The organism is Streptomyces africanus (assembly GCF_002150735.1).
Lineage (GTDB): Bacteria > Actinomycetota > Actinomycetes > Streptomycetales > Streptomycetaceae > Streptomyces > Streptomyces africanus.
In genome coordinates this window covers 1-15,486 of record NZ_MUKA01000358.1, presented here as the reverse complement: position 1 = coordinate 15,486, position 15,486 = coordinate 1, and the positions used below count along the sequence as shown (strand labels likewise).

10 protein-coding genes are annotated in these 15,486 nt (G+C 73.0%); 6 read left to right on the top strand and 4 right to left on the bottom strand.

Annotated elements, in window-relative coordinates; genetic code table 11:
- Positions 1-12 precede the first annotated feature (12 nt).
- The 4 genes from argS (at position 13) to CCL05_RS35690 (ending at position 9,738) form a co-directional block, all read left to right on the top strand.
- Positions 13-1,773: an arginine--tRNA ligase gene (argS, locus tag CCL05_RS35705; RefSeq protein ID WP_086564796.1), complete on the top strand. Its 1,761-nt coding sequence runs from the start codon at positions 13-15 to the stop codon at positions 1,771-1,773.
- Between the two features lie 161 nt (positions 1,774-1,934).
- Positions 1,935-7,415 (top strand): FxSxx-COOH system tetratricopeptide repeat protein, encoded by a 5,481-nt coding sequence (fxsT, locus tag CCL05_RS35700; protein ID WP_086564795.1) that lies wholly within the window; start codon positions 1,935-1,937, stop codon positions 7,413-7,415.
- A 5-nt stretch (positions 7,416-7,420) separates the two neighbouring features.
- Positions 7,421-8,710 carry a CHAT domain-containing protein gene (locus CCL05_RS35695; RefSeq protein WP_086564794.1) on the top strand — a complete coding sequence of 430 codons (1,290 nt, stop codon included), beginning with the start codon at positions 7,421-7,423 and terminating at the stop codon, positions 8,708-8,710.
- The gene (locus CCL05_RS35690) at positions 8,707-9,738 is read left to right on the top strand and encodes a hypothetical protein (protein ID WP_208641688.1); all 1,032 of its coding nucleotides are present in this window, start codon (positions 8,707-8,709) and stop codon (positions 9,736-9,738) included. Before CCL05_RS35695 ends, CCL05_RS35690 begins: the two co-directional genes overlap by 4 nt.
- Positions 9,739-9,809: 71 nt before the next feature.
- Here the strand turns inward: CCL05_RS35690 and CCL05_RS35685 are convergent, their stop codons facing one another.
- Positions 9,810-10,253 (bottom strand): peptidoglycan-binding domain-containing protein, encoded by a 444-nt coding sequence (locus CCL05_RS35685; protein ID WP_086564793.1) that lies wholly within the window; start codon positions 10,251-10,253, stop codon positions 9,810-9,812.
- A gap of 303 nt (positions 10,254-10,556) precedes the next feature.
- Here CCL05_RS35685 and CCL05_RS35680 point away from each other — a divergent pair, with 303 nt between their 5' ends.
- Complete coding sequence (locus tag CCL05_RS35680; RefSeq protein ID WP_086564792.1) at positions 10,557-11,366, top strand: peptidoglycan-binding protein; 810 nt, start codon at positions 10,557-10,559, stop codon at positions 11,364-11,366.
- Positions 11,363-12,208 (top strand): helix-turn-helix domain-containing protein, encoded by an 846-nt coding sequence (locus tag CCL05_RS35675; RefSeq protein WP_086564791.1) that lies wholly within the window; start codon positions 11,363-11,365, stop codon positions 12,206-12,208. The genes CCL05_RS35680 and CCL05_RS35675 overlap by 4 nt, the downstream gene beginning before the upstream one ends.
- A 26-nt stretch (positions 12,209-12,234) precedes the next feature.
- On the opposite strand, the gene CCL05_RS35670 is transcribed toward CCL05_RS35675, so the two are convergent.
- The 3 genes from CCL05_RS35670 to CCL05_RS35660 form a co-directional block, all read right to left on the bottom strand.
- Complete coding sequence (locus CCL05_RS35670) at positions 12,235-13,062, bottom strand: arylamine N-acetyltransferase family protein (protein WP_086564790.1); 828 nt, start codon at positions 13,060-13,062, stop codon at positions 12,235-12,237.
- Between the two features lie 71 nt (positions 13,063-13,133).
- The gene (locus CCL05_RS35665) at positions 13,134-14,357 is read right to left on the bottom strand and encodes an aminotransferase-like domain-containing protein (protein WP_086564789.1); all 1,224 of its coding nucleotides are present in this window, start codon (positions 14,355-14,357) and stop codon (positions 13,134-13,136) included.
- 96 nt (positions 14,358-14,453) lie between these two features.
- Positions 14,454-15,356: an SAM-dependent methyltransferase gene (locus CCL05_RS35660; protein WP_086564788.1), complete on the bottom strand. Its 903-nt coding sequence runs from the start codon at positions 15,354-15,356 to the stop codon at positions 14,454-14,456.
- Between the last annotated feature and the right edge of the window lie 130 nt (positions 15,357-15,486).

The window sequence follows — 15,486 nt, the reverse complement described above, 5'->3', positions numbered from 1 at the left end:
GCACCCTTTCCTATGGCTCCGGTCACGTCCCTCAGCGACTCCGTCGAACAGCAGCTCACCTCCGCGATCTCCGCCGCCCTGCCGGAGACCTCCGCGGACCCCCTGCTGCGACGCAGTGACCGGGCCGACTTCCAGGCGAACGGGATCCTCGCGCTCGCCAAGAAGGCGAAGGCGAATCCGCGGGAGCTGGCGACGCAGGTCGTCTCCCGGGTCGAGTCGGGTGACGTGATCAAGGACATCGAGGTCTCCGGCCCCGGCTTCCTGAACATCACGATCACCGACCGGGCGATCACGCGGAACCTCGCCGCGCGCTACGCGGACGACACCGGCCGCCTCGGCGTGCCGCACGCCGCGCACCCGGGCACCACGGTCATCGACTACGCCCAGCCGAACGTGGCGAAGGAGATGCACGTCGGTCACCTGCGCTCCGCGGTGATCGGCGACTCGGTCACGCAACTGCTGGAGTTCACGGGCGAGACGGTGGTCCGGCGTCACCACATCGGCGACTGGGGCACCCAGTTCGGCATGCTCATCCAGTACCTGGAGGAGCACCCGCACGAGCTGGACCACAAGGCCGGCGAGGTCTCCGGCGAGGAGGCGATGTCGAACCTGGACCGCCTCTACAAGGCCGCCCGCAAGCTCTTCGACGCCGACGAGGAGTTCAAGACGCGCGCCCGGCGCCGGGTGGTGGACCTCCAGGCGGGCGACCCGCAGACGCTGGCCATGTGGCAGAAGTTCGTGGACGAGTCGAAGATCTACTTCTTCTCCGTCTTCGAGAAGCTGGACATGGAGATCCGGGACGCGGACATCGTCGGCGAGTCCGGTTACAACGACATGCTCGCGGAGACCTGCCGCCTGCTGGAGGAGTCCGGCGTCGCGGTCCGCTCCGAGGGCGCCCTGTGCGTGTTCTTCGACGACATCAAGGGCCCGGACGGCAACCCGGTCCCGCTGATCGTGCAGAAGTCGGACGGCGGCTACGGCTACGCGGCGACCGACCTCTCCGCGATCCGCGACCGCGTCTTCAACCTCAAGGCGAACACGCTCCTCTACGTCGTGGACGCCCGCCAGTCGCTGCACTTCAAGATGGTCTTCGAGACGGCCCGCCGGGCGGGCTGGCTGAACGAGGACGTCAAGGCGGTGCAGCTCGCCTTCGGTACGGTCCTCGGCAAGGACGGCAAGCCGTTCAAGACCCGTGAGGGCGAGACGGTCCGCCTGGTCGACCTGCTGGACGAGGCGATCGACCGTGCCTCGGCGGTGGTGCGGGAGAAGGCGCAGGACCTCTCCGAGGAGGAGATCGCCGAGCGGGGCACGCAGGTGGGCATCGGCGCGGTGAAGTACGCGGACCTGTCGACGTCGGCGAACCGCGACTACAAGTTCGACCTGGACCAGATGGTCTCGCTGAACGGCGACACGTCCGTCTACCTCCAGTACGCCTACGCCCGTATCCAGTCGATCCTGCGCAAGGCCGGCGAGGCCCGCCCGGTCGCGCACCCGGAGCTGGATCTGCACGAGGCGGAGCGCGCGCTGGGTCTGCACGCGGACGCGTTCGCGGCGACGGTGGCGGAGGCGGCGGCGGAGTACGCCCCGCACAAGCTGACGGCGTACCTGTACCAGCTGGCGTCGCTGTACACGACGTTCTACGACAAGTGCCCGGTCCTGAAGGCCGAGTCGCCCGAGCAGATCGAGAACCGCCTGTTCCTCTGCGACATCACGGCCCGCACGCTGCACCAGGGCATGGCCCTGCTGGGCATCCGGACGCCCGAGCGGCTCTGATGCCCGAGTCGTTCTGACACCTGTGGGGTGGCCGACGTCCGCGTCGCCACCCCACACCGGTGACAACGCCCTTTCACCCCAGTACAGTTGCATGTTCCTCCAGCGTCGCGGGCGGGGGACGTACCGGAGACGGTGCGGGTGATCGGGGGCACGGGGGAGTCATGATCATCTCCGAGGAGTCGCGGGCCGCCGGGGCTGCCGTCCTGGAGCGTGACCTGGCGGTACCGGGGCAGGGCATCGGCCGTTTCCGCCCGGGCGGCAATCCGCACACCGAAGAGCACACCACGGTGCTGCCGCAAGCGGCCAAGGCCGCCGCCCTGACGATCGAGCCGCCCGCCCGGCTGGACAACCTGCCCGCGCTGCCGTCGGCGCCGTTCGTCGGCCGTATCGACGACCTGGGCCGCTTACGCGCCTCCCTGCTGTCCGGCGGCGGAGTCGTCACGCAGACGGTCGCGACCGCGGTGAGCGGTCTCGGGGGCATCGGCAAGACCGCCCTGGCGCTGCGCTACGCCCACCAGAGCGACGAGTACCGGCTGGTGTGGTGGATCACCGCGGAGAGCGAGGAGCAGATCGCCTCCGGGTTCGGGGAGCTGGCGCTGCGCCTGTACCCGGACTGGGCCCGCGGGGCCACGGCCAAGGAGCGTACGGAGTGGGCGCTGGCCTGGCTGGAGGCGCACTCCGGCTGGCTGCTGGTGTACGACAACGTGGAGCGGCCCGAGCACCTCACCCCGTTCCTGGGCCGGCTCCTGGGCCGTGGCCACCAGTTGGTCACGAGCCGGTGCCGCACCGGCTGGCCCGAGGGGGCCCGTCTGGTCAGCCTGGACGTGCTGGACCACGGGGAGGCCGTCGACCTGCTGTGCGCGACGGCCGGCCGGGGCGACCGCTCCGCCGCCGAACGGGAGCAGGCCGCGCGGCTCGCAGAGAACCTCGGGCATCTGCCCCTGGCGCTCACGCAGGCGGGCGCCTACCTGCGGGAGACCGGCCTCGCCTTCGCGGCGTACCAGGCGAAGCTGGCCCGCGTCCCGGACGCCGTGCTCAACGACGGGGCGGGCCGCTCCGACCGTACGATCGCCCGGATCTGGCGCACCAGCCTGGAGTCCATCCGGTCCCGTCGTCCCCTGGCAGTGCCGCTGCTGTACACGCTGGCCTGGTTCGCCCCGGAGGCGACGCCGCGCGAGGTGCTGCGGCATCTGGGCCGGCCCGAGCGCGAGGTCGAGGAGGCGCTCGATGCCCTCCGGGACTACCACCTGATCACGTCCGGGCCCGAGGGCCTCACCCTGCACCGCCTCGTCCAGCAGACGCTGCGGCTCGCCGAGCCGCCCGAGGTGCCCGAGGCACGGGACTTGGCCGAGCGGGCGCTGGCCGCGGAGCTGTCCGGCGCCCCGGCCGAGCGCGTCCGGCGGCTGCTGATCCACGTCCAGGCGCTCGCGGAGACCGGACCGGCCGAGGAACCTGCCGCCGAGGCGGTGGAGATGTACCGGCGGGGCGCCGACGAGCTGGTGGCGCGCGAGCAGCACGTCCTGGCGATCCCGCTGATGACGCGGGCCGTCGAGGGCAGCGAGGCGCTGCTCGGCGTCGACGACGACGCCACGCTCGACCATCGGGACCGTCTGGCGGAGTTGCACGCGAAGGCCGGCGATCCGGCGCGGGCGGTCCGGCTGTGCCAGAACGTCTACCTCGACCGGCGCCAGCGGTGCGGCCCGGACGCGCGGGACACCCTGGCCGCCCGGGAGCGGCTGGCGTACGCGTACCGCAAGGCGGGCGATGTGATGCGCGCGGTCGAGGAGCTCACGGCCGTCGTCGCGGACCGCCGCCGGACCCAGGGCGAGGAGCACCCGGACACACTCGGCAGCCGCAACAACCTGGCCTACGCGCTCCAGACCGCCGGGCGGTACCAGGCCGCCGTGGAGGAGTTCGCGGCGGTCGTCGCCGACCGGGAGCGTCTCCTGGGAGCGGGGCACCGGGACACGCTCGCCAGCCGCACCAACCTCGCCTACGCCCACCGTGAGGCCGGTGACCACCGCACCGCGCTGGCCCTGTACGAGCAGGCGGTCGAGGACCGGCGGCGCGAGCACGGGCCCGACCATCCCGACACGCTCACCAGCCGCGGCTGGCTGGCCGCCGCGCACTCCGCCGCCGGCGATCCGCGCCGGGCGGTGGCGCTGTACCGGGAGGTGGTCGCCGCCCGGGAGCGGGTGCAGGGCGCGGACCATCCGGACACCCTGCGCAGCCGCAAGGACCTGGCCTACGAGCTGGCCGAGGCGCACGGACCGGACGCGGCGCTGCCGGAGTTCGAGTCGCTGGCGGCGGACAGCGCCCGTATCCAGGGCCCGGACCATCCCGCCACCCTCGACTACCGCGACGACATCGCGGAGGCTCACCGGGAGCGGGCCGACTACGTCCGGGCGGTCGCGGGATACGAAGCGGTGATCGCCGACTACGCGCGGGTGCGGGGCCCGGACCACCCGGACACGCTGCGCGCGCGGGAAGCGCTGGCCTTCACCCGGCAGCTCATGGGGGACCACGTCCGCTCGGTCCGCGAGCGCCGGGCTCTCGTCGCGGACCGCGCCCGCGAACAGGGCGGCGATCACCCGGCGGCCCTCACCGCGCGCGCCCATCTGGCCTACGCCCTGCGCGAGGCCTCTGATCTCCCGGCCGCCATCGAGGTGTTCGAGGAGCTGCTGCGGGACCGCACCCGGGTCCTCGGCCCCGAGCACCCCGATGTGTTCGCCACCCGCGAGTCCCTGGCCCGCACCCGCCAGTGGGCGGGCGACCACCCGAGCGCGGTCGCGGAACTGGAGCACCTGCTCCGGGACATGGAACCCCTGCTGGGCCAGGACCATCCGCGCGTCCTGTCGATCCGCCACTCCCTGGCCCAGGTGTTCGTCGAGGAGGAGCGCTACGCGCGGGGGCTGGAGCTGTACGGCGGGCTCGTGGAGGTCTACGAGCGGGTCCACGGCCCCGATCACCGCTTGACGTTCGGCATGCGGTCGTGGCTGGGCGCGGCCTACCGCTCGGCCGGTGAGTACGGCCGGGCGGGCGAGGTGTTCGACGCGCTCCTCGTCGACCGGACCCGTGTGCAGGGCGCGGACCATCCGGACACGCTGGAGGCCAGGAGCTGGTGTGCCTGGGTCTGCCGCTCGGCGGGACAGCATCAGCGCGCCATCTCGGTCTACGAGGAACTGGTCGAGGCCCGGACCCGGGTCCTGGGCGCGGACGCGGAGGCGACGCTGAACTCCCGCAACGGCCTGGCGCTGGCCCGGCTGGGCGCCGGCGACCACGAGGGCGCGATCGCGGGGTTCACGGAACTGCTGGCCGACCGTCGCCGGCTGCTGGGCGACGACGCCCCGGACACGCTGCTCATGCTGGAGAACCTGGCGGACGCCTGCTCGGCCGCCGAGCGGCACGACCGGGCCGTCGCCCTGTACGAGGAAGCCGTCGAGGCGTGGACCCGCATCTGGGGGGCCGGTCATCCGCGCACGCTGCGCGCCCGGCGGGATCTGAGCCTGGTGCAGAAGGCGGCCGGCCGGCACCAGTTGTCGCTCACCACGCTGGAGTCCGTGCTCGACGGGCGCAGGCGTCTGTTCGGGCCCGACCACCCGCAGGTGCTCGACGTACGCTTCGATCTGGTCAGCGCGCACTGTGCGTCGGGCGACTACGGCCGCGCCGCCCAACTCGCCGGCCAGTTGGTCGCCGACTGCTCGCGGGTGCGGGGCCGGGACCACGTCAGCACCCTGAACGCGCGCTCGTGGCAGGCGTACGCCTGGTTGTGGTCCGGCGCGTACCGGCGGGCGATCGTCGCGTTCGAAGGACTGGTGGAGGACCGGACCCGCTTCCATGGGGCGGATCACGGCGAGACGCTGGCGACCAGGTACCTGCTGGCGACTGCCTTCGCCGAGCAGGGCGACTACGACCGGGCGGTCGTGCTCGGCGAGGACCTGGTGAACGATCTCGCCCGGTTCCACGGGGCCGACAGCCCGCGTGACTTCGACGACCGCACCATGCTGGCCCGCTGGCGGGAGCACACCGGGGACCGTGCGGGAGCGCTGCGGGACCTGGACGTGCTGCTGCGGGACCACGAGCGGTTGCTCGGTCCCGATCACCTCGACACCTTCGCCCTTCGGCGCACCATCGCCTGGGTCTGGCTGGGGCCGTCCACCGCCGGCCGGGCCGTCGCGACCGCCGCGAGCGTGGTCGCCGACGCCACCCGGGTCCTGGGCGCGGACCACCCCAGTACGCTCACCGCGCGCGCCACCCTCGCCTCCGCGTACAGCACGGCGGGTCAGGTCGCGCTCGAGGTGCGACTGCGGGCATCGCTCGTGGACGACCGCGCCCGGGTACACGGTCCCGACCACAGCTCGGTCCATGCCGCGCGCCGCGGCCTGATCTGGGTGCGGCTCCAGGCCGGTCAGCGCGTGGTGGGCGTACGGGACGCCATGGCGCTGGCCGACGACAGCGACCGCACCCGGGGCCCGCAGCACCCCGACACCCTCGGCTGCCGCAATCTCCTGGGGCACGCCTGCTGGGAGGCGGGCGATCCGCATCGCGCTGCCGCGGTCTTCGAGGAGCTGCTGAAGAGTTGCGAGGACGTCCTCCCCGAGGAACACGAGACGACGTTCTGGGTGCGCGGCAACCTGGCGTGGCTGACGGCGGACACCGGTCCGGCGGACGACGCGGTGCGGTGGGCGCGGAACCTCGTCGACGACGCCACCGAGCTGTTCGGCCCGGGCCACCGGCGCACCCTGGAAGTGCTGCCCGTGCTGGCGCACGCCCTGGCCCAGGCGGACGAGCCGGAGCAGGCGCTGGAGGTGCTGCGGGACCTGCTGCGCCGCACCGCGCTGTTGCGGGCTCGGCTGGATTATCCGGAGACGGTCGACGACGTCGTCCGTGTCCATCACCAGGCAGCCGCGCGGGACGGCGAGCCGGCCTCGACCGGCGGACCGGCGGAGGAAGAGGAGGAGGAGCTCGACGCCGAATTCCTCCGCCTGGGCGTGCTCGTGGAGTTGTTCGCCGTCCGCTTCGGCGGCTTCCTCCCCACCCTCGCGACGCAACTCGCCCACGCCCTGGCCGACGCGGGCGATCCCGCTGCCGCGGTGGCCCTGCTGAAGGCCGTGCACGCCGGACGCGCCCGGATGTTCGGCCCGGACCATCCGGACACCCTGGAGAGCCTGTCCGAGCTGGCCTTCGCCTGTCTGGAGGCCGACGACCCGGACGCGGCGCCGTCGCACGAGGAGCTGCTGGCGCGCTGGGAGCGGACGTTCGGCCCGGACCACCCCGACACGGCGGAGCTCCGCTGGCGGCTGCGCACCGCACGGCCGGCCTGGCGGGCCCGGCTGACCCTGCTCACGGACGACGTGACCGCCGGCCGGCCCGTCACGATCGAGGTCGGACTGGAGCGGGAGGACGGTACGGCGTCGGCCGTGCGGCCCCGGCTGCTGGTGGCCGTCAGCTGTCCCACGGCGACCATGGTCGACCCGGCCACGGCCGAGTACGACCCCGGCGGCGCCCCCACGCGTTTCACTCTGGCCGCCCCCGGGCCGGGCGCCCATGACGTCCGGTTCACGCTGTACGACCACGCCTCGGGGCTGGTGTTGCAGGAGCTGAAGACCGTTGTCCACGTGCAGGGTGCCAGGGAGGACTGACCCGGATGCCGCAGGATCTGGCCGTGGAGGTACTGAGGGACCCCTCCCACGGCTTCACGGGGGTGCCGCCGCAGCCCGGGAGCACACCGCGTCCGCCGCAGGGGGAACCGCCGGCGGAGCTGCGGGTGAAGCTGTACCGCACCAGCGAGAAGGTGCTGACGATCTTCGCCTGTGCCCCGGACGCGTCTCCGGCCCCGGCGATCCCGCGCTGGCACGAGGCGCCGCTGGAGGTCTCCCCCGACGACCTGCTGGAGCGTGCGGACCGCCTGCGCAACCGGTGGCACGACCTGGTGGTGTACTACCGCAGCGAGGGCGACGAGTCCGGGGCGCGGGTCGGCAGCCGGCCCTTCGCGGAGACCGCCGACCTCAGCGACCTCGCCGACCGGGCCGAGTCGGTGACGGCGAGGCTGGCCGAGGAGGGGTACGACCTGCTCGACGTGCTGCTCCACGGCAGCGGCTACGACCTGGGCCGGTTCCGCGAGTTCCTGCTGACCGCGCTCGCCGGCAAGGAGACGCTGCGGATCAGCTTCGACTCCCAGCTGTATCTGCCGTGGCCCATGCTCGCCGTGGATCCGGCGGCGTGCGGCACACCCTGGGAAGCGTTCCTGGGCCACCGGCACCAGGTCGAGCAGACCACCACCGGCTATCCCTGGGACCACGCCCCGCTCGGCCGGCGCGATCTGGCCACCACGAGCCTCAACAAGGACGACTCCCTGGACCGCGTGGGCCGCGCGCGTGAGGTGCACAAGCTCCTGGAGCAGCGCTCGCGGCTGATCGTGCGCTCCCGTGGCAGCGACCTGCTGCACGCCCTGGCGGGGCCGGTGCTGGGCGAGGACGTCATGTACTTCTGGTGCCACGGCCGCCTGGTGCAGGGCGGCCCGTCGACCCCGGGCCTGTCCATCCGGCTCTCCGACGACGAGCACATCGACGGGCCGGTGGTGTCCCGGAAACGGCGCCGCTTCCGTCATGACTCCCGGGCCAGGTTCAAGCCGTTCGTCCTGCTCAACGCCTGCGGCACGGCACGGGCGGCGGCTCCCGGCAGGCTGAAGCACCTCGGGCAGGAACTGATCGACATGGGCGCGGACGGCGTCCTCGCCCCGCAGATCGACATGCCCCAGGAGTTCGCGACGGAGTACGCGTACGCCTTCCTCGACCTGTATCTGACCGGCCGTTACACCGCCGGTGAGATAAGCCGGCTGCTGGTGCGGCGCTTCGCCTCGGAGTTCCGCAACCCGCTCGCCCTGGCCTACTCGCTGCACTGCGGCATCGACAGCCGGCTGAGGCTCGTCTCATGACCGGCCCGCTGACCCGGCTGCCCGCGCCCGTCGAGATCGACCTGGACGACAAGGGCCGGCTGACACCGCCGGACAGCGACGTGCCCGTGCCCGCCGGCCGCGTCGCCGAGCACCTGGCGCGGAGCCTGGCCGTCCCGAGCTGGGCGACCGACATCCATGTGTACGTGCACGGCTGGCAGACCGCGCCGCACAGCGCCACCCGGACCGCCCAGCGCCTGCTGCGGCACTCCCTGGACCTGTACGAGGCGGCGCCGGACCGCTATCCGGGGCTGAAGGCGGGCTACCGCCCCTGGTGCGTGGTGGTGCGCTGGCCGTCCTCCAGCCTGCCCACGCTCAAGGGCTACCGCCGCATCCGCGACCGCGCCCACGCGATGAGCGCCGACGGCACCGGGCACGCCCCGTACGTCCTCGGCCATCTGCTCGGCTACCTCGACACCGAACGCACCGACCCGACGGGGCCCGCGGTCCTGGCCAACCGGCACGGACAGTACCTCCACCTCGTCGGGCACTCCTTCGGCGGCCGGTTCCTGTGCGAGGCGGTGCAGCGGGCCGCCGAGAAGCCTCCCGTGCTCGGCTGGAGCACACCGCACGATCCCCTCCGCCCGTTCACCGTGGACAGCGCCCTGATCTTCCAGATGGCCGCCCCGCGCGACGCCTTCGTCCGGCACTTCGGCACGCTGTTCCCGCGCGACGGGCAGCCCGGCGCCCCCCTGCGCGGCCCGCTCGTCCTGACGCACTCGCGCTGGGACCGGGCCACGGGCTTCTGGCACCTGCGCGCCGAGAAGGCACGCGGAATCGGCCACTCGGGCGCCGGTGCGGCGCCGGTTCCCCCGTTCACGACCGAGCTGCTGCCGACGTCCGAGGTCTACGAGCAGAGCGATCTGGACCACCGGCTGGTCAATGTGGACGCCGACTGGCTCTACCGCGGCAGCCGCCGTACCCGGCTGCATCCCTCCGGCGCCCACTCCGACTTCCTGCGGCCGGAGTCCGCGCACCTGCTGCTGACCCTGGCGGAACGCTCGCGCTGACGGGTGCGGCCCGTCCTCTCCCCCGCGGGGAGGACGGGCCGCGGTCTGTTGACGGAACCGGCGGTGCCGGGTCAGCAGTTGGGGCAGGCGTTCGCCATGCGCTTGAACGCGGCGCGGGTCCCCGACCCGGGGTCTCCGTCGATCTTGCCCTTGTACCCCCACTGGGCCTTCAGCCAGCGCTGCAGCGCCTTCACCGTGTTGGGCCCGACCTTCCCGTCGATCTTGTCCTTGTAGTCCCAGTGCTTCTTGAGGAAGCGCTGCATCGCCTTCCAGCTGTCAGTGCCGAGCTGCCCGTCGATCTTGCCCTTGTACGCCCAGTTGTCCCGCAGGACGCGCTGGACCTTCTTGGCCTCCTCGGCCTTCAGGCCGAGGTTGACGACCGCGAGCGGGCTGACCTCGGCGCTTGCCGCCGGCCGCGTCTCCGCCGCGACACCGGGACCGGCGGTCGCCAGGCCCCCGACGGCGATCCCGATGGCGGTGGTGGCACAGACGAGTGTCTTCGTGAGTGCTCGCATGAGTTCCCCTCCGATGGTTGCGAGTGCTGTGGGTGCTGCGTGGCAACGAGACTGCGGCCCGGGGGCCCGCAGCCGCCACAGTCGCCGGGGAAGTGACGTCCTGACGGGACGTCCCACGCCCTGACCTGCGGCGACGCCGTGCGCCGGGACGACGCGGCGGGACGGTCGCGGCGGGGTGTGGCCGAATCGGTAGGGGGCGGCGGGGCGAACGGAACCGATGTATGGGGCACCGCGTGGATGCTGATGCAGAATGCGGCGGTGACGGACCGCTGACCACGGTCCACGAACGCGAGTGGGGGGAACATGTCGCGTTGGAAAGGGCTGCCCGAAGAACTGGACCCGTGCGTACGGCAGTTGGTGGTGCGATTGCGCCGGGTGAAGGACCACAGCGGACTGAGCCTGCGCCAGCTCGCGGCCAGGACGGGGTACAGCACGTCGTCCTGGGAGCGCTACCTGGCCGGCCGGTCCCTCCCGCCCAGGGAGGCCGTCGAGGCGATGGCCCGGCTCGGCGGTGACGACCCGACCCGCCTCCTCGCCCTGCACGAGGTCGCCACCGAGGCGTGGGGCAAGGCGGCGGACCGGGCGGACGGGGCCGACCGGGCGGACCGGCAGGGCGAGACGACCGGAACCGAGCCCGGAACCGAGCCCGGGACCGGCGCACCCCGCTCCCACGGCCGGGCGCTGCGCATCACGCTCACGGCCGGATCGGTGGCCCTGGTGCTGGCCGTCGCCGCCGCGGTCCTGCTGGCCGTACGGCTCACGGACGGCGAGGGCAGAGCGGCGGCGGTCGGCCTCCCCGCCTCCGCCACGACGGCACCGGGATCGCCCGGGGAGTCGGACCAGCCCCGGTACACCTGCCGGGCGGAGCGGATCGACGGCCGCTGGTACACCGGCAACAGCCGCACCATGACGGCCGTCCTGGCCGAGGGCAACGCCGGACCGGAGGTGGCCGAGGCACAGTGTCTGCTGCGGGAGGCGGGCCTCGCACCGGGCGCCGTGGACGGCATCTTCGGCCCGCACACGGAACGCGCGGTCAGGGACCTGCAGAAGCGGGCGCACCTGGTCGTGGACGGCATCATCGGCCCGCACACCTGGAAGGCCCTGCGGGAATGACGCGTACCCCGCCCGGGCCGCTGCCGCCCGAGCGCGCCCGGCTCGCCTCCGCGCTGCGGGAGCTGAAGGCGGGCACGGGCCTGAGCCTGGCGGCCCTCGCCGCGAAGACCACCTTCAGCAAGTCGTCCTGGGAGCGCTACCTCAACGGCAGGACGCTCCCGCCGCGCGAGGCGGTGCAGGAGCTGTGCCGGCTCTCGGGGGAGCCGGAGGGCCGGTGTCTGGCGCTGTGGGAACTGGCGGAGTCGGAGTGGAGCGGCCGGGCCGCACCGACGACACCCGCCACCCTGCCGGCGCAGCCGGAACCCGAGCCGGATGCCGAGGCGGACGCCCGAAGGCCTGCCGCCGCCGGCAGGGGCGCGATCCTGGCGGTCCTGGCGTCGGTGTGTGCGTTGGCGGCCGGCGGCCTGTCCGTGGCCCTGGTCCTCCTCGCGGGCCAGTCCGGCGACCGGCCGTCCCCGCCGCCTCCGTCCGCCCCGGCCCCCCGCTGCCGTGCAGCCGCCTGCGAGGGCAAGAGCCCGATGAACATGAGATGCGGCGGGTCCCCGCTCACCCTCGCCTCGCACCGCACGTCCACCGGAGCCCACCTCGAACTGCGCTACAGCGCCACGTGCGAGGCCGGCTGGGCCCGGATGTGGAGCACGCGGATCGGCGACCGGCTGGAGCTGAACAGAACCGACGGAGTCCGCCGTCCGCACACGGCCGAGATCACGGACGGTATCGCCGCCCAGTCCTACGTCTACACGCCCATGACCGAAGCCCGCCCCGGCACGACCGTCCGGGCCTGCTTCCGCCCGGTGACGGGAGGCAGCCGCGAGTGCTTCGACGCCCGCGTGGAACAGTAGGAAGCAGACAGGTCGGCTCCTGTCGTCTAAAACAACGTCATCTCCTCCGGCGCGGTGATGCCGAACTCCTCCTCCAGGAGCCGCCGGGCCTGTGCCTCACCGGTCACCTCCCGCTCGGTGAACGTCCCGTCGGAGCGGGTCTCCTTGAGTAGCCGGCCGTCGAGCAGGAGGTGCCGGGTGGTGCTGAGGTGCTGGATGTAGGGGCGCTGGGTGAACGGTGAGCGCGGGTTGGTCGCGACGTGCCAGTTGATGACGTCGAAGTCGGGCTTCTCGAAGGGCTCCAGGGTGAAGGCGTACTGGCCGGTCCAGTCGTCCTTCGCCGCGTCGTGGGCCTGAAGCAGCCACATCTCCAGCGGGCCGTCGTGCGGCACGTGCACCAGGCGGTGCCGCCGCCCGGCCCCGGCGAACTCAACATCGGCGACCAGCGGCACCGGCTCCAGCAGCCCGCCGATCGCCCCGAAGCCGACGTCCGCGAGGTACGGCCGCGGTTCGCCGGGAGCCTCGGCCAGCAGCGCCATGTGGGTGCGCGGCCGGCTCGTGAGGGTGTCGGCGCCGAGGGCCACCCGCGCGGCCAGCAGGGTCACCCGGAAGCCCAGCGCCTCCAGCGCGCGGGCGAACAGCGTGTTGTGCTCGTAGCAGTAACCGCCGCGCCTGCTGTGCACCAGCTTGGCCATCAGGTCGGCCGGATCGAGGGAGGGAGCCCTGCCGCGCAGCGCGTCGAGGTTCTCGAACGGGAGGGCCCGAAGGTGCGCCAGATGCACACCGCGCAGGGTGGCCGGGTCGGCCCGCCGCTCCCCCTCCCACCCGATCCTCCGGAGGTATACATCGAGGTCGAACGGTATGGAGTCGAGCATGGTGCCACCGTAACCACACCCGGCCCGCCCCGTCTGCGGCCCACAGCCGGACCTGAGCTCCTCGGTTGGTCCTAGGTCCCCGGCGTACCGGCCCGCAGCCCCTTGCCGAGCCTTCGCAGTCCTTCCCCGATCTCCTCCGGCGTCTGCGTCACGAAGCACAGCCGCAGGGTCGTGCGGTCGGGCGGGCCGGCGTAGAAGGGAGCGCCGGGGACGTACGCCACGTCGTGCCGCACGACGTGGGGCAGCAGGGCCGTCGTGTCGTACGGCTCCGGCAGGCGTGCCCAGAGGAACATGCCGCCCTCGGGCCGGGTCCAGACCGACCCCTCGGGCAGCGCACCGGGCAGCGCCGCGAGCATGGCGTCCCGGCGTTCGCGGTACACGCCGGCGACGCGCCTGACGTGGGCGTCCAGGTCGTGGTCGGCGAGGTACCGGGCCGCGGCGAGCTGGTTGACGGTCGGCGTGTGCAGGTCGGCGGCCTGCTTGGCGACGGCACAGGCGCGCCGCAACTCGCCGGGCGCGCGCAGCCAGCCCAGCCGCAGCCCGGGCGCCATGACCTTGGAGAAGCTGCCGAGCAGGACCGTACGGTCCTCGGCGCCCGGGTGGGAGGCGATCCACGGCACGCGCTCACCGTCGTAGCGCAACTCCCCGTAGGGGTCGTCCTCGACGATCCACAGCCCGCGCCGCGCGGCGACGGCGGCCACGGCGGCGCGCCGCTCCGCGGGCAGTGTGCGGCCGGTGGGGTTCTGGAAGGTGGGCACGGTGTAGAGCAGCTTGGGCCGCTCGCGCACCACGAGCTCCTCCAGCGCCTCGGGGTCGACGCCCTGCTCGTCGCCGGGCACGGGCACGACCCGCGCTCCGGCGAAGCCGAACGCCTGAAGGGCCGCCAGATAGCAGGGGTTCTCGACGAGGACGGTGTCCCCGGGTTCGAGCAGCGCGGTGGCCAGGAGCGAGAGGGCCTGCTGGGAGCCGGTGGTGACGAGCAGGTCGTCGGGACCGGTGGGCAGTCCGCGTGCCGTGGTGCGGCCGGCGAGCGCGGCCCGCAGCGTGGGCTCGCCCTCGGTCGTGGAGTACTGCAGCGCCCGCGCGGGTTCCTCGGCGAGCACGGCCCGGTACGCCGCCGCGATGCCCGGCGCGTCGAACAGCTCCGGCGCCGGCAGTCCGCCCGCGAAGTTGATCACCTCGGGGCGGGCGGTGACGGCGAGGATGTCCCGCACGGGAGAGCCGCCGACCGACCGCGCCCGCGCGGCGAGCGGCGGCACGGGAGAGGGGGCGGGCGCGGGCTCGGTGAGGGTCATGAGGCGGCTCCTTCGGCTGCGGTGACGGCTGGTGCGCCGCAGCCTAGGGAAGTACGTGCCGCCTACAAACACATTTCCGCGATCCGGACACCCCGCTCAGCCTTTGGCGCCCATCCCCGCGTACACGTTGATGTCCGCGTCCGTGACGTCGTTGATGTCGCGGTAGCGGACCTTCTCGATGTCGTCGAGACCGGCGAGGTACGACTCCTCCGGCCGCTCGGGCACGGGGGCCGCGTCATCGGGCCGCCAGCGGTGCGCAGGGACGACCCCCGGGTCGGCGATCTTCAGGGCGTTCTCCGTGAAGAACCGCTCCACGTCCGCCCGGGAGCGCAGCACGAAGGTGAACCCCCGCTCGGTGTACGTCCGCTGGACCGCGCGGATGTTCTCGGGGTTGAGGTCCTCGGTGAGGTGACTGAGCACCAGCCGGCTGCCGACGGGCAGCGCGTCGAGCAGCTCGCGCACCAGCGGATACGCCTCCTCGTCCGCGACGAAGTGCAGGATGGCGACCAGGCACAGCGCGACCGACCGGTCGAGGTCCAGGGTCTTGGCGGCCTGTTCCAGGATGCGGGCCGGATCCCGCAGGTCGGCGTCGATGTAGTCCGTGCGCCCCTCGGGCCCGCTCGTCAGCAGGGCCCGCGCGTGCGCGAGCACGACCGGGTCGTTGTCGACGTACACGACCCGCGCGTCGGGCGCGATGCGCTGCGCGATCTGGTGCACGTTCTCGGCGGTCGGCAGTCCCGTGCCGATGTCGAGGAACTGCCGGATGCCGTCCTGCTCCACCAGTGTGGTGACCGCGCGGCGCAGGAAGTCGCGGTTGTGCCGTACGTCGAGGTACCCGCGCGGGTTGGCGGCGAGCGCGGCGGCGGCCGCGTCCCGGTCGGCCGGGTAGTGGTCCTTGCCGCCGAGGAAGACGTCGTAGACCCGGGCCGGGTGCGCCTTGCTGCTGTCGATCCTCCTCTGCAGCTCGGCGGGATCCTGACTGAGGGCGTCACCGGTCATGGACGTCTCCCTGGGAAGAGTAGGTGGTTCAATCAGCAACCACTCCGATGGTCAACAACCTAACGGTTCGGGCGATTTGATGGTGCCCGTGCGCGTTCCACTGCGTCAGTCGGTGGTCCCGGCCGGGACC

Coding starts and splice junctions, on each gene's coding strand:
- argS (WP_086564796.1), top strand. CDS start 13: ATGGCTCCGGTCACGTCCCTCAGCGACTCCGTCGAACAGCAGCTCACC.
- fxsT (WP_086564795.1), top strand. CDS start 1,935: ATGATCATCTCCGAGGAGTCGCGGGCCGCCGGGGCTGCCGTCCTGGAG.
- CCL05_RS35695 (WP_086564794.1), top strand. CDS start 7,421: ATGCCGCAGGATCTGGCCGTGGAGGTACTGAGGGACCCCTCCCACGGC.
- CCL05_RS35690 (WP_208641688.1), top strand. CDS start 8,707: ATGACCGGCCCGCTGACCCGGCTGCCCGCGCCCGTCGAGATCGACCTG.
- CCL05_RS35685 (WP_086564793.1), bottom strand. CDS start 10,253: ATGCGAGCACTCACGAAGACACTCGTCTGTGCCACCACCGCCATCGGG.
- CCL05_RS35680 (WP_086564792.1), top strand. CDS start 10,557: ATGTCGCGTTGGAAAGGGCTGCCCGAAGAACTGGACCCGTGCGTACGG.
- CCL05_RS35675 (WP_086564791.1), top strand. CDS start 11,363: ATGACGCGTACCCCGCCCGGGCCGCTGCCGCCCGAGCGCGCCCGGCTC.
- CCL05_RS35670 (WP_086564790.1), bottom strand. CDS start 13,062: ATGCTCGACTCCATACCGTTCGACCTCGATGTATACCTCCGGAGGATC.
- CCL05_RS35665 (WP_086564789.1), bottom strand. CDS start 14,357: ATGACCCTCACCGAGCCCGCGCCCGCCCCCTCTCCCGTGCCGCCGCTC.
- CCL05_RS35660 (WP_086564788.1), bottom strand. CDS start 15,356: ATGACCGGTGACGCCCTCAGTCAGGATCCCGCCGAGCTGCAGAGGAGG.